Origin of the sequence: Paenibacillus beijingensis (genome assembly GCF_000961095.1) — a bacterium.
GTDB classification, from domain to species: Bacteria; Bacillota; Bacilli; order Paenibacillales; family Paenibacillaceae; genus Paenibacillus_O; species Paenibacillus_O beijingensis.
The window spans coordinates 3068588-3082241 of the sequence record NZ_CP011058.1 but is presented as its reverse complement, the minus strand read 5'-3'; the positions used below and the strand labels follow the sequence as shown (position 1 = coordinate 3082241).

The window sequence follows — 13654 nt, the reverse complement described above, 5'->3', positions numbered from 1 at the left end:
ATTGTTTCCGGTTATGTAACAATATCTTACACGGATTATTATACCACCATGAAACAAAGTTTCAATGTAAAAATTTATTTTAAAAGTAATTCAATAAAATCGTCCCCGCTCCCTCCACAAAATACAGTTTCGTACCGGCTCGGATACGACCGGATCCAGGGCATGCCCTCCCGACATCCCTTTCGACAACCGCATAAAGTAACATAAGTAGTCCATTATCATAAAAGACTTCGAAATGAAATGTCATTTTCGCCCGCCTTCTTGCGGCACCTTTAAGTGGGGAAGCGTTTAAAATTTTATTTTACAAAGATATCCCCATCGATTATTCTATATCTATCCCAACCTTGACATGACAGATTAAACAACCTAAAGCGGGTGAATGTATGCAGTATGTACTGGGCTTTGACGGAGGCGGCACGAAAACCGAGGTTATCGCAGTCGACCTGCAGGGCCGGGAGCTGCTCAGCCTGCGGGGCGGAGCAAGCAATCAGACAGCGGTCACCTTCGGGACGGCGATGCTTCAGCTGTCCAAGCTGCTGGACGAAGTGCCGCTCGATCCTCTTCAGTGCCGGGGCATTAGTCTCGGGCTGGCGGGCATTTATACGGAGGAAGAGCATAACCGGGTTTACGGCTACTTGTCCGATTATTTCAACAGCAGCGGTAAACGTCCCGTTCCGCTCTATGTGACGGGCGATGCGGAAATTGCGCTCGCAGCCGGACTTGGTGTAAATGAAGGCATTATTGCCATTGCCGGCACCGGCGCAATCGTCTACGGATTTTCGCCTTCGGGGAAGCGGTATCGCGCCGGCGGATGGGGCCATATTCTCGGCGATAAAGGAAGCGGATATGAAATCGGCCTGAACACGTTGCAGGCGGTAATGCTCAGCTTCGACGGCGCCGAGCCGCCGACCGCGCTGACGGAGGCGGTGCTTACATTCAGCGGAATCGGCTCGCCCGCCGAGCTGCGCTCGATTATATATGAGTCTCATGTTACAAAGCGGCATATCGCCGACTACGCGCGGCTGTGCATCGATGCCGCCGCTGCGGGAGACGCCGCCGCCGTCCGGATTATCCGCGGGGCCGCCGAGGATCTTGTGCGCCTGAGCGCAGCGGTGTGCGGGCGGGAAGAATGGTTCTTGCGGTCGCGGATCGCGGCGACAGGCTCTATTTTTACACACTCGGCCTTGTTTATGGATACGTTCTGCGAGAAGATGCGCGAGCTGACGCCGCAGATTTCCATCGTACAATCGGAGCGAAAGGCGGCTTACGGAGCGGCCCTGCTTGCCCTGCAAAAGTTCGTTTGAACGATGGTGACACAAGGAGGAACAGCCATTGAATTTATCGACCGATCATTTGACGTCCGAGCAGCAGAATGAACGGACCCGCCATATCGATAAGATGTCCGCTGAACAAATATTAAGGCTGATTAACGCCGAAGACCGTCTCGTTCCGGGCGCCGTTGAAGCGTGCATTCCGGACATCGCCCTCGCCGTTGAAGCGGTCGTCCGCAGCTTCAAGATGGGCGGGCGCCTGCTTTATTTCGGCGCGGGAACGAGCGGACGGCTCGGAATATTGGACGCCTCGGAATGCCCGCCCACGTACGGTACCGATCCGGACCAGGTGGTGGGCGTTATCGCCGGCGGAGAACGCGCCATCCGGCATCCCGTCGAAGGGTACGAAGACAGCGAGGAGCTGGGGCGGTCGGAAGCCGACGATATGAACGTCGGGCCGATCGACGTCGTCGTCGGCATCGCGGCAAGCGGCCGGACGCCTTACGTGATCGGCGTCATGAAGCGGGCGCGCGAGCTCGGTGCCACCGTGGTCGGCATCAGCAACAACTCCCCTTCCGCAATGGACGAAGCCGCTTCCATCATGATCGAAGCGGTCGTCGGGCCCGAGGTCGTACTGGGCTCCACCCGCATGAAAGCCGGTACCGCGCAAAAGCTTATCCTTAACATGCTCACCACCGCTTCCATGATTTTGAGCGGCAAAGTATACGACAATCTGATGGTCGATATGCAGTCCTCCAACCAAAAGCTTGTCGATCGCGGCAAACGGCTCATTTCGCTGGCAACCGGAGCCGACGAGGACACGATCGAGACGGCGTACCGGGAGTCGGACGCCCACGTTAAAACGGCGATCGTTATGATCTTGCTCGGCGTCGGCGCCGAAGAAGCCCGCAGCCTGCTGCGGCAGGCGGACGGTTTCGTCCGCAAAGCGATCGAGCTGTACCGTTCGCCGGCTTGAAGCGGCGGGCGAACTCGAACGTGCATGCAAACTCAAAGGAGCCGGCCCAAAAAGTTCGAAACGAATGAGCCAGCCCAATAGTGTAAACGTTAACCTCCAAAACCGCGATGAAAGCGGTTTTGGAGGTTTTTTTGATCAATCCCGGAAGCCAACAACATTCGTTTTCAATCCTATTCCCCCTTCTTCTTGCCTTGTCACCATCCCGACTTAAAAGCAGCTGCCACCGATGTATGCCTGATCACACTTATAAACTAACTATATTATATATCGATAAAGGGTTATTTTGAAGGATTCAGAGAAATAACTAACCTAAAAAATTATATTGACAGGTTAGTTAACAGAAAACTATAATGTGTCTCGAGGGAGGCCATAAAACACACCATACAATGTCACGATATCTTCCATTAAGGGGTGGTTGATCCTTTTTTCGGTGTACAAGGGGATTTGAAAGGCGAAGCTGATGAATCCACAATCGGGAGTGAAGAGCGAATGAATGAAGTAACATCCGAATCACAGTTGCAAATGGCAGCATACGCAAAGAAAAAAGAAAGGAAAATAGGCTTGCGTTGGAGTTTGGCTTTTGTCTTCTTCATCATCGGCTTGATCGCTTATATGGATCGAGCCAATATTTCGATTGTGGCTAAACCAATGATGGATGCGTTAAGTATGAATAAGGTTGAATTCGGACTTCTATCTTCATTGTTCTACTTAGGCTATTGTTTTGCGCAAATACCCGGGGGAATGCTTGCAGAGAAATACGGAGCCAGGAACATGATCACCATTGCGATTACCGTGTGGTCGGCGTTTACGGCACTTACAGCAGCAGCAACTTCTTACGTCTCATTATGCGTGGTGAGGTTTTTGTTTGGAGTTGGTGAGGGGCCAATGTTTCCCGGAAATGCGGTCTTCAATTCATACTGGTTTCAAAAACAAGAAAAAGGGCGGGCAGCGAGTGCATTATTGTCGGGTTCCTTCTTCGGTCCTGTCGTTGCACCGGCCTTAGCAGTTGGAATCATGACGATTTTTGGATGGCAAGGTGTTTTCTACATTTTTGCTATTGCGGGAATTGTCATTGGTTTGGTTTGGTATTTCGTAGGACGCGATAAACCGGAAAATCATCCTTGGATTACAGAACAAGAAAAAGCTCTCATCTTGGAAAACAGAAGTGTTGCAGGTTCCGGTACCAAAAAAAGAGCGCCTTGGAAGCTGTATTTAAAGAACGTACGATTTTGGGCAATTGGCATGCAATACCTTGTCGTTCTGTACATGCAAATTTTCTTTTTAACATGGTTGCCTACTTATTTGATCGAAGCACGAGGCTTTTCTCTGAAAGAAATGGGATTCGCCGCAAGTTTCCCTTGGCTGGCGCTTTGTCTCACGACCCTTGCCGGAGGCGCGGTTTCGGACCTCATTCTGAAAAAAACGAACTCTCGTCGGAAGGCTCGCGGCCACCTGGCGGTCATCGGATTTATATTTTTCGTAATAGGGCTGTATTTAGCAGCTTATGCTACCGATCCATGGATGAACGTTCTTTGGCTCACTTTATCGCTAGGCGCACTCGGACTTCCGTTTGTCGCTTCATGGGCACTTGCGAATGACCTGGGAAAAGAATTCTCAGGGTCTGTCAGCGGTTGGATGAATGTGTGGGGAAGCATCGGCGGTGTTACTTCACCCATTATTTGCGGATGGTTTGCACAAGAATTGGGTTGGAATGCGACTCTAATCATTAATATCATACCCATTGGATTTGCTATTTTGTTATGGTTTGTGATTAAACCTGACCGACCGTTAGTTCCTGAAAACAATTAACACTTTTCAACAAGTAAAGACTTTCGTTAAGAGCGAAGCTGGTGGCGTGCGACTTTCATACGGTTCCCGCATATTTTCATCGAGCACCACTTTCGTTTTCCCGTCGCATCCAAGTACATCCATAAACATTTTGGATTGGAGCATCTGTGAAGTGTGGCAAGCTTGCCACCCGCCAGCAATTCCAGTGCGTCATAAGCAACAAGGGAGAGAAGCGCGTTTACATCCGGTCCGCAGGGTATGGGTAAAAGCTTATTTTCCTTAATCGCAAAGGTGAACGGAGCATGATGGATATAGCTCTCCAAGGAGTGAATCCACTGCTCGTCTGCTTGCTGCCCGTCCGCGATGTCCTGAAATCCCTTTCGCAGCAGTCCTCTAAGTTCTCTAAGGGCGGACACGGATTCTTGTGAGAAATGGTTTCGTTGTGAAAATTGTTCGGTATGCATGACTTGCTCGGAGAACATGTGCTCAAGCCAATCATCAACTTGCTGCTCGGTCACAAGCAGATCATGCCTTTTTCCTCTGCGATTCTCTTCTGTATTAACCAAATTCAAAGATAAGGAGTTTGAAACAAACCGGAATTTTTCTGGAACGGCCATGGAATCTAATCACCTTTCGTTTCGTCTTCTAACTTTATTATACATGTATAAGAGGTTAATTCAAAGGAAAGCTTGTTATAAACTAACCCTATTTATTTTATTGACAGGTTAGTTAATTGAAAATTATAATGAGTTACGTGCAACAGGAAAAGTTTAGAAAGAAGGGGGATAGGAATGAATAAGATCTCATCTCTGCCTCGTGTCCAATTAGGATCATGGCCGACTCCCTTGCAGCCTGCCGGCCAGCTATCCCGACAATTAGGCTGTCCGTTATTTATCAAAAGGGAAGATATGACCGGCCTTGGAGGAGGGGGGAATAAAGCAAGAAAGCTTGAATTTCAATTGGGCCAGGCCATTAAAGACGGAGCAACCCACGTTATTACGACCGGAGCCGTACAATCCAATCATGCTCATCTTACCGCTGCCGCCGGTAGAAAGCTCGGGCTCAAGCCGCATTTGGTATTAAGCGGCCAACCTGACCATGAGCGCCGCGGGAATCTGTACCTGGATCATTTGATGGATTCCGAACTGACCTTCGTAAGCCCGCCCGCAGATCGCCCGCCTTTGGAGGTTATGAATGAAGCGATGGCTGAAGTTGCCAAGGACATCACAAACCAAGGCGGCATCCCCTGCATTATTCCGGAAGGCGGAACGGATGCGCTCGGCACAGTCGGTTATATCCTGGCTGTTAAGGAGTTAGTTCAGCAGATCAGCTCCATGGACATGGGTTTCAAACGCATTCTTGTTGTCGTCGCGACTGGAACTTGCGGTACTCATGCAGGATTAATCGCCGGTGCAAGTGTTATTCCGAATAACTTGGAGATTCTCGGTGTAAGTGTAAGCGGGAATACGGAGATCAAAAAAGCAAAAACGGCCAGAATTGCGACAGAAACATTGAAATTAGCCGGGTATGAGCAGACGATAGACGAGCGACAAGTCTGGATCGAAGATGGCTTTATCGGCTCCAGATACGCTGATATTACCGAGGCATGCCGCAGCGCCATTCATATCACCGCGCGATCAGAAGGAATTTTCCTGGACCCTGTTTACACCGGCAAAGCGATGGCGGGTTTGATTCACATGGGGCAGCACGGACAGTTGTCCAAGTATGATGCGGTTGTCTTTATTCACACCGGGGGATTCCCGTTATTGTTCAATTATGACTCCGCCATTCTATAATTCATAAATCGAGGAGTGTACACACATATGTCAAATCAAAATGTACAAACAAACATCAGCATTGAAGTGGGAAAAGATTTAAAAGTGATTGCAGAAGGACTATTGGAGGACGTATTTAAAATTGTAAGAAATCTTCCTCCTGAAGCGCTCAATTGGACGCCCAATCAAATGAAGAACAGTCCCTTTGTGTTGACCTACCACTTGCTTGGATCAGCCGCCTATTGGATTGGAGATGTGGTAGGGGGAATTCCAACCGACAGGATCCGGGCGAATGAATTCGGTATTCAGGGGGATCTCGAAGAACTGGAAAAAATGTTAGAAGATACGAAGAACCGTTTGACCAAAACGTTTGATAACTTGGCTGAAACCAATTTGTTGCCTGCTCCTATTGATTTAAGCCGGGGTGTCTTATGTTGGGGAGAAGTACCTCCGGAAGGACGCACTTCCGTCTGGGTGTTAGTTCATGACCTTTGCCATATTGCTTACACACTGGGGCAATTGGAGAGAATTAATCGTCTTTGGGAAATTCATATCGAAAATTGAGGCAGACGGTTTCGTCCGTCTCAACAAAGAGGCCTATGCACATGCGCATAGGCCTCTCGTTCGTTGCGGATGCGATGGCCCGCATCCGGTCCGGTATCGTTTCATTGCGTCATCCGGCCCGGCATCGTATCACCGCTGTTCCGATCACGCTTCTTCCGAGCCATCGACAGGCAGGGCAATTAAAAACGTACAGCCGTGTCCGGCGTTCAGCTCCACGCCGATGTCGCCTCCGTGCAGCCGCACGATTTCCCGGGCGATGGAAAGCCCAAGACCGCTGCCCGGGATGCTGCTGTTCCGCGATTTGTCGACTCTGTAGAACGAATCAAATACGTACGGCAGCGATTCCGCCGGAATGCCCGCACCTTGATCGATTACGCGAAACACGACGCGATCCGGCTCATGATCGATGCTTACGGTGACGGTCGAATCCGAAGGCGAATATTTGACCGCATTTTCAATTATATTGTTGACCGCTCTGCCAATATAATGGGGATCGGCCAGGATTTGCGCCGATTGCCCGTTTTCCTCAACGATGATGGCGCGGCCGCCCAAACTGATCGGATCCGTCCATTTGGCAATCAGCCTGCGGAAGAACGGACCCGCATCGTGACGTTCAGGCTGGATCCGGATCTGCCCCGTCTCGAGCAGGCTGAGATCGTTCAAATCGCGAACGAGCCGGTTGATCGTTTGGATTCGCTCCGTCACCTTGATCAAATATTTGCCGGTCTGATCATCCGGAATTTTGCCGTCCAAGATCGCATCGATGAACCCTTTGGCGACAGCGGCAGGCGTTTTCAAATCGTGCGATATGTGGGTGAACCACTTCTTGCGCCAATTCTCCATCTGAACCAATTCGCCCACGCGATCCCGGAGTTCCGTGTTTGCCCGGTTCAGCTCCACCGTCCGCTCCTCAACCTTATGTTCCAGATCTTCGTTAAGCCGTACCTGCTCGTCCATCAGCTCTCCGATCCGGGCAGACATCCGGTTAAACGTTTGCATCAACTGGTCGAATTCGCGGGTCCGCGGTTCGCGAAGCTCGATCTGGAATTGGCCGCTGCCCATCTCGTGAAACGCGCCTTTCAGCATTTTGAGCGGTTTGGAGATGCGCAGCCACAAAAATACGGCAAGCGTGAAACAAATGGCGGCGGAGACGACCGAAATAAGCGTCAGCTGAGAAAACAAGCGGCTGCCGGTCTTTTCGGTCAATTCGGAGGAAGAGCGGGATACGGAATAAAGCAGCCGCTCTTTCGGAACGACATAACCGAGCAGCCATCCGGTGGAAGGGACGCTCCCCCCGAACAGCATATCGGCTTGTCCGTCCACTTTCGCTTCCCGATAGCCCCCCTCCTGTTCGAGCTCGAAAAACGTCTGCAAATCAAGGCCGCCGATCTCCTTGTACCCCGCATGTTGAACGGCCATCAGCTTGCGGTCGGTATCAAGCAGAAACGCATAAGCGCCGGGCTCTCGGAATCGGACGTCGAGGACGTGCCGTACAAACGCATCGATTGTAACATCCGCCGCCACGACGCCTTTTAGCTGACCTTGACCGTCATAAATCGGCGCTGTGGCGGTAAACATCCGTCCGTTGGGCGTAATATCCAGATAGGGTTTCGTCCATGCCACTTTCTCTTCGCCCGGCAGGATGGAGAGAGCGTCCCGGTAGAAGGAATAGGCGGTTGTCGGCGCGTCAGCGCTCGCATTCAGAGGGTTGCCTTTGGCCGAAGGAGATCCGAAGTAATAAGTCGTTCCTTTAGGGTGAATGTAATACATCGCGACGATGTTCGGATTGCGGCGGATTTCCCCGCTGAACAGCGGATGCAAATATTGGCTGAGCGCCATGTCCTGCAGTACCGGCTGCGACAGGGTCCCGTCATCCGTCAGGATGCTGACGGCTTCGTTCCCCCGTTCGTCGAGCAGAGCCCACTGTTGTCCTTCCGTGAACGATAAAGGAGGCACTGAGTACCGCTTACGGTCCGAAAAAATCGCCTTGCCTTCCCAAACCGCGGATTGTACGGCATGCTCGACCTCCTTCATCTCGGCGTCGATGGCATTGACCTGCTCCTGCAAATACGACTGATAAATCTCGACGTAATTCCGTTCCACCAAGCGGGCCTGCGACGAAGCGTAAGCGTCGAAATGGCTGCGGGTCGTTTGGATGCCGAGCCATCCCAGCACTCCAAGCGGCACGATGGCGCTAACCAGCATAACCAGCAAAATTTGAACGGCCAACGTCTTCGGAATCAAGCGGTTAAATCGCTTCGGCATCTTCACAGAACTTGTACCCGCTTCCCCGCAGCGTAACAATCCGCTCCGGCTTGGACGGATCCTTCTCGATTTTTCGGCGCAAATTGCCGATGTGGACTTGCAGTGTCTTGGAATCAAAGCCATGGTCGAAGCCCCATATTTTGCGCAGCAATTGTTCGGCCGTCAGCACCTGCTTCGGGTGCCGCATAAAATAAGTCAGCAATTGATATTCTTTGGCCGACAGCTCGATTAACGAACCGTTCAAGTAAACGTCATGGGACAGCAGATTGACCCGAATGGAATGGGAAGCAAGATGGCTGGTCTTCGCCGGCTCCGCTTCCGGACGGCGAAGCATCCGATTGCGCCGCAAATGCGCTTTAATGCGGGCTACTAGCTCAAGCGGACTGAACGGCTTGCTCATGTAATCGTCGCCGCCGACGCTCAGCCCAATGACGCGGTCCATCTCGGTATCCTTGCAGGTGAGAAAAACGATCGGCGCATCCGTCTCCGCGCGCAGCTGCCTACACAGCTCGAATCCTTCGATATCGGGAAGAAACACGTCCAGCAAAATCAAATCGGGCGACAGCGCCCGAACCATCTGCAGCGCTCCGCTGCCGTCGGCCGCCTGCCGAAATTGAAATCCTTCCCCGGTCAAATAAAGACTGACGATTTCCCCGATATCCGGCTCGTCATCCACAAGCAGTATCTTTTCACCCGGCATACTCGTTCTCCCATTCTGTGTTTTTGATGACGCAGAACAAAGTCTGCGCTTTTACGGCAATGCTTTGCCGCCGTTTTTCTTCTTGTTCCAATACTATTTAATATAAAAGGCCGGGACGGCAATGGCAACGGATATGTTAGAAATGCTCACAGCGGATGCCGTTCGCTACTCATTGGAAACGCTTGCTTTACTTTTCTTTTACCGAAATTTTCGGTTCTTTTTACCTCATTCGCATTGGGCGCTTTACGTTCGTCAGCTACGATTACATTTAAGACCGAGCAGAAACGGCTGTTACCCCGGGCGGACGATTGCGCGGGAAGCACGCGTCGCCGGGCCGGGTCAGACAGACGGCCGTGTTGTTCGAATCCGACAAACGAAGAGATGGAGGAACCGACATTGAAGAAGAAAGTTGCCCTTATCAGCACAATTGCCGCCGGTTTGCTGCTTGCAAGCGCGGTCCCGGCCATGCCGGGGACAAGCTCCGCCGCGGGCGTGGTTGCGCCGAAAGCGCCTTACGATCCGCTTAATCCGCTTACGGAACAAGAGATCCACTCGGTATCGTACTTAATCAAACATAGCTCCAAATACAAGCCGGGCATGCGTTTTACGGAAATCGCCCTGCATGAGCCTGACAAGAAAGCCGTCTGGAACTGGGTGATGAGCAGCCCGCAGGATAAGGTGAAGAAGAGCATCAAGCTGCCCCGTCAGGCGGAATTCGTCATTTCGTACAAACGGCAAGTGTTCGAAGGAATTGTCGACCTGGACAAGAAACAAATTGTGAAATGGAAGGAGAACGATACCGGCGGCTACGCCATGGTCAGCTTTGCCGAAGACCCGTCGGACGTCGTCCGGAAAGACCCGGCGTTTGTGAACGCGCTGAAGAAGCGGGGACTGGCCGGCAAGATTGACAAAGTGAAGCTGGTCGGCTTGTCCGTCGGCTATTACGGCCCGGAAAACGGCGATCCGAACCGCAGGCTCTACAAATATACGGCCTACCTCGATACCGGCGACGGCAACTTTTTCACGCATCCGATCGAGAATCTCGTCGTGACGGTCGATATCGACGAGCGAAAAGTGCTGAAAGTGGAAGACGAAGGCGTCATTCCGGTGCCGATGAACGACCACGGCTATACGAAAGGCGACAAGGCGAGCAAGCGCGAACCGGCGAAACCGATCGTCATCACCCAGCCGAAAGGAGTCAATTACCGAATTAACGGGCATGAAATCAGCTGGCAGGGCTGGAAGTTCCACTTTCGCCTCGATTCTCGGCGCGGTCCGATCGTTTCGGCGGCCACATTCAACGACCACGGCAAGGAACGCAAAGTGCTGTACAGCGGCGGCTTGGGCGGCATGACCGTTCCTTACGGCGACCCGGGAGTGAACTGGTACTGGAAAACGTACATGGATTCCGGCGAATACGGCATCGGCAAGCTCGGCCGGCCGATGGTGCCCGGAGCCGATGTGCCGAACAACACGACGTTCGTCGACGCCACGCTGAACGACGACAACGGCAAGCCGTACACGTCGCCGAGAGTGATCGGCATCTTCGAACGTTACGCCGATTCCGACTGGACCCATATGGAGGGGCCGCGTACGGACAGCCGCGCCCGCCTTGAGCTGGTACTGCGGTTTATTTCGACCGTCGGCAATTACGACTACACGTTTGATTATGTGTTCCAGCAGAACGGCAATATCAAAATCAACGTCGGCGCTTCCGGCATCGAAGCGGTCAAAGGCGCCAAATCGACAAGCGTCGAGAGCCACGACCATCACTACATCGATCCGGACAACGCCGAAATCAGAAGCGGCACCCTCGTCGACAAAAACACGGTCGCCGTTTACCACCAGCACATTTACAACTTCCGTCTCGACATGGACGTTGACGGCGAGATCAACACGGTGCTCGAGCTCGACCCGAAAGCGGCGCCGCTCGAAGGAAATCCCGCCAAGAAGAGCGAGATGGTGCTGGAGGAGAAGACGTACCGGACCGAACAGGATGCGGTGCAAAAATTCGATCCGGACAAAGTCGTGCTGATCACCAATCCCGACAAACGCAACAAGCTCGGGTACTTGTCCGGCTATCAGATCATTGCCCATGCGGGCGGCACACATCCGTTCGCTGAAGATCCGCTGTTCAGTGACGACGATTATCTGATGAAGCGTGCCGGTTATTTAAAAAATCACATTTGGGTCACGCCGTACGCGAAAGATGAAATTTATCCGGAAGGCAAGTACATCAACCAAAATCCGAACGATACCGGTCTCGCCAAATGGACGGAACAAAACCGCGATATTTATCAAAAGGACGACGTGGTCTGGATTACAACCGGCACGACGCATATCCCGCGTTCCGAGGAATGGCCGATGATGTCGACCGAGTGGGGATCGTTGATGCTCAAACCGTTCAACTTCATGGACCGTACCCCGACGCTCGATTTGCCGGCACCAACGGAAGATACGACGGCAAAAAAATAACGTTACTGCAGCGGTTATCGTTTCAGGCGTTAAAGGCCTTGTCCAAGCGGCGGGGCCTTTCGCTTTATTTTTGTTCCGCATGGATTTTCACCGTCTAGAAGATACGTGCCTTTGAGGGGCATCGTTTTCGTAACCTGCTGCTTTTGCGTCTCGTCTCATGTACGGCCTCCCCCGAAGGCCTCCCCCGAACATGTATGTCTTTCGAGTCCTTTTCTTCACTCTCCCATTAACTCAGGGACTCAAAGAAAAAAAGGCTATGAACAACTCTATGCAATATTGAATAACGAACATATTTCGAACCTGAGGTGAATGCTCCTGAGGTGAATGCTCCTGAGGTGAAGGTTCTGAGGTGAATGGTTCTGAGATGCTTCCCCTTAGGTGAATGACCCGAGAGTAAAGTGTGCGAGATTATTTTTCCTGAGCTAATGGGAGAATGGACAAAAGATGCTGAAAAATGACCTTTACCCTTCCAGTCACCCCTCTACCCTAATTCTCACAGCTCCATCATCAATGGCAGTGAAATTTCGAACCACATTCAAAGGCTCCCGCTCTCACCCGAAACTTGATCAATCCTGGCTAAAATAACAAAAAGAGCTGCCCGTGTATAAATCCCGGACAGCTCTTCCTCTGAATCTGCACTGGCGATGAAGGTCGGTCAGCCGCGATAAAGCTCTGACATCCCCACGCAAGCGCTGTGAGACTAATGTTGCGATTCGATTAACGTTTGTTGAACGTTTCCGTCAGTACAGGGACGATTTGCGATTTACGCGAAACGACGCCTTTCAGAACGGCTTTGTTGTTCTCCAGCTTGACGTTGTACGCCTGCTCGACGGCATCTGCAGCGGAGCCGAGCGCGAGACCGACGGAATCGTTGTTCAAAATGTCCGTAACGACGAACAGGAACAGGTCAAGTCCTTTGGTGGCGATAACGTCGCTGAGTGCCGCTTCCACTTCAGCTTGGCGGGAAAGCACGTCGTTCACGTCTACGGCGTTCACTTGTGCGATTTCCACTTTAGCGCTGCCCATGGAGAATTCTTTGGCATCGAGCGTAATCAGCTGGGCAATGGATTTGTCGGACAGATCGGCACCCGCTTTAAGCATGTCCAATCCGTAGCTGTCTGCGTCCACGCCGGCGATTTCCGCCAGCTCGCGGGCAGCGGCAACGTCCTGCTCGGTGCAGGTCGGCGATTTGAACAGCAGCGAGTCGGAAACGATCGCGGACAGCATCAGACCGGCGATTTCCTTGCGGATCGGCACGCCGTTTTCTTTGTACAGCTTGTTCAAAATCGTTGCGGTGCAGCCGACCGGCTCAGCGCGGTAGTACAGCGGGCCGCTCGTTTCGAAGTTGGCGATCCGGTGGTGGTCGATAACCTCGATGACTTGCACTTGATCGATATCGGAAGCGCTTTGCTGGCGTTCGTTGTGGTCGACGAGAATGACCTGCTTCGCTTCAGCTGCAACGCTCTCTACAAGGCGCGGCGCTTCGATCCCAAATTTATTGAGGGCGAACTGGGTTTCCCCGTTCACTTCGCCGAGGCGGACAGCTTCCGCTTCCAGACCCAGCTTGTTTTTCAATTCAGCGTATGCGATAGCGGAACAGATCGTATCCGTATCCGGATTTTTGTGTCCAAAGACAAGAACTTTTCCCATAATCGGTCTCCTTAGTCGTTATTTTTCACAATCCTGGTTTATTATAACGCATATTCGTTGTTATTCCTATCCCTTTACGGGGGGAAATGACTTTCTCCGGTTTCACATGGTTGCGATTTAGCAATACTTCATATTTTTAATCGCGTATGGCGGCGTATGAAACTCATCTCATCCTCCTCTCATTCATACC

The 13654-nt window shown here is 51.9% G+C and carries 10 protein-coding genes; 6 read left to right on the top strand and 4 right to left on the bottom strand.

The features are described 5' to 3' along the window. The first annotated feature begins 383 nt into the window (after positions 1-383). The 3 genes from VN24_RS13980 (at position 384) to VN24_RS13970 (ending at position 4056) form a co-directional block, all read left to right on the top strand. The gene (locus tag VN24_RS13980) at positions 384-1304 is read left to right on the top strand and encodes a BadF/BadG/BcrA/BcrD ATPase family protein (protein ID WP_045670906.1); all 921 of its coding nucleotides are present in this window, start codon (positions 384-386) and stop codon (positions 1302-1304) included. Between the two features lie 28 nt (positions 1305-1332). Further along, positions 1333-2247: an N-acetylmuramic acid 6-phosphate etherase gene (gene murQ, locus VN24_RS13975; protein WP_045670905.1), complete on the top strand. Its 915-nt coding sequence runs from the start codon at positions 1333-1335 to the stop codon at positions 2245-2247. A 489-nt stretch (positions 2248-2736) separates the two neighbouring features. Continuing rightward, the gene (locus VN24_RS13970; RefSeq protein WP_045670904.1) at positions 2737-4056 is read left to right on the top strand and encodes an MFS transporter; all 1320 of its coding nucleotides are present in this window, start codon (positions 2737-2739) and stop codon (positions 4054-4056) included. 26 nt (positions 4057-4082) lie between these two features. Here the strand turns inward: VN24_RS13970 and VN24_RS13965 are convergent, their stop codons facing one another. Further along, a complete protein-coding gene (locus VN24_RS13965) occupies positions 4083-4652 on the bottom strand; it encodes a CGNR zinc finger domain-containing protein (RefSeq protein ID WP_045670903.1) in 570 nt (189 codons plus the stop codon). A 174-nt stretch (positions 4653-4826) separates the two neighbouring features. Between VN24_RS13965 and VN24_RS13960 the strand changes: the two genes are divergently transcribed. Together VN24_RS13960 and VN24_RS13955 are read left to right on the top strand one after the other, a co-directional pair. After that, positions 4827-5831, top strand: coding sequence for a D-cysteine desulfhydrase family protein (locus tag VN24_RS13960; protein ID WP_045670902.1), 1005 nt, complete (start codon positions 4827-4829; stop codon positions 5829-5831). Positions 5832-5858: 27 nt separating this feature from the next. Next, the gene (locus VN24_RS13955) at positions 5859-6374 is read left to right on the top strand and encodes a DinB family protein (RefSeq protein ID WP_045670901.1); all 516 of its coding nucleotides are present in this window, start codon (positions 5859-5861) and stop codon (positions 6372-6374) included. A gap of 144 nt (positions 6375-6518) precedes the next feature. Here the strand turns inward: VN24_RS13955 and VN24_RS13950 are convergent, their stop codons facing one another. Both VN24_RS13950 and VN24_RS13945 read right to left on the bottom strand, forming a co-directional pair. Beyond that, positions 6519-8639: a sensor histidine kinase gene (locus VN24_RS13950; RefSeq protein WP_045670900.1), complete on the bottom strand. Its 2121-nt coding sequence runs from the start codon at positions 8637-8639 to the stop codon at positions 6519-6521. Then, positions 8623-9339, bottom strand: a complete 717-nt coding sequence (locus tag VN24_RS13945) for a response regulator transcription factor (RefSeq protein WP_045670899.1) — start codon at positions 9337-9339, stop codon at positions 8623-8625. Before VN24_RS13945 ends, VN24_RS13950 begins: the two co-directional genes overlap by 17 nt. 396 nt (positions 9340-9735) lie before the next feature. On the opposite strand from VN24_RS13945, the gene VN24_RS13940 reads away from it, so the two are divergent. Continuing rightward, positions 9736-11814 (top strand): copper amine oxidase, encoded by a 2079-nt coding sequence (locus VN24_RS13940; protein ID WP_052702949.1) that lies wholly within the window; start codon positions 9736-9738, stop codon positions 11812-11814. A 717-nt stretch (positions 11815-12531) separates the two neighbouring features. Here VN24_RS13940 and VN24_RS13935 read toward each other — a convergent pair. Further along, the gene (locus VN24_RS13935; RefSeq protein ID WP_045670898.1) at positions 12532-13464 is read right to left on the bottom strand and encodes a manganese-dependent inorganic pyrophosphatase; all 933 of its coding nucleotides are present in this window, start codon (positions 13462-13464) and stop codon (positions 12532-12534) included. Positions 13465-13654: the final 190 nt, after the last annotated feature.

Excerpts from the sequence above, each read along its gene's own strand:
- VN24_RS13970 (WP_045670904.1), top strand. The coding sequence starts at position 2,737 with ATGAATGAAGTAACATCCGAATCACAGTTGCAAATGGCAGCATACGCA.
- VN24_RS13945 (WP_045670899.1), bottom strand. The coding sequence starts at position 9,339 with ATGCCGGGTGAAAAGATACTGCTTGTGGATGACGAGCCGGATATCGGG.
- VN24_RS13980 (WP_045670906.1), top strand. The coding sequence starts at position 384 with ATGCAGTATGTACTGGGCTTTGACGGAGGCGGCACGAAAACCGAGGTT.
- VN24_RS13955 (WP_045670901.1), top strand. The coding sequence starts at position 5,859 with ATGTCAAATCAAAATGTACAAACAAACATCAGCATTGAAGTGGGAAAA.
- VN24_RS13935 (WP_045670898.1), bottom strand. The coding sequence starts at position 13,464 with ATGGGAAAAGTTCTTGTCTTTGGACACAAAAATCCGGATACGGATACG.
- VN24_RS13960 (WP_045670902.1), top strand. The coding sequence starts at position 4,827 with ATGAATAAGATCTCATCTCTGCCTCGTGTCCAATTAGGATCATGGCCG.
- VN24_RS13965 (WP_045670903.1), bottom strand. The coding sequence starts at position 4,652 with ATGGCCGTTCCAGAAAAATTCCGGTTTGTTTCAAACTCCTTATCTTTG.
- VN24_RS13950 (WP_045670900.1), bottom strand. The coding sequence starts at position 8,639 with ATGCCGAAGCGATTTAACCGCTTGATTCCGAAGACGTTGGCCGTTCAA.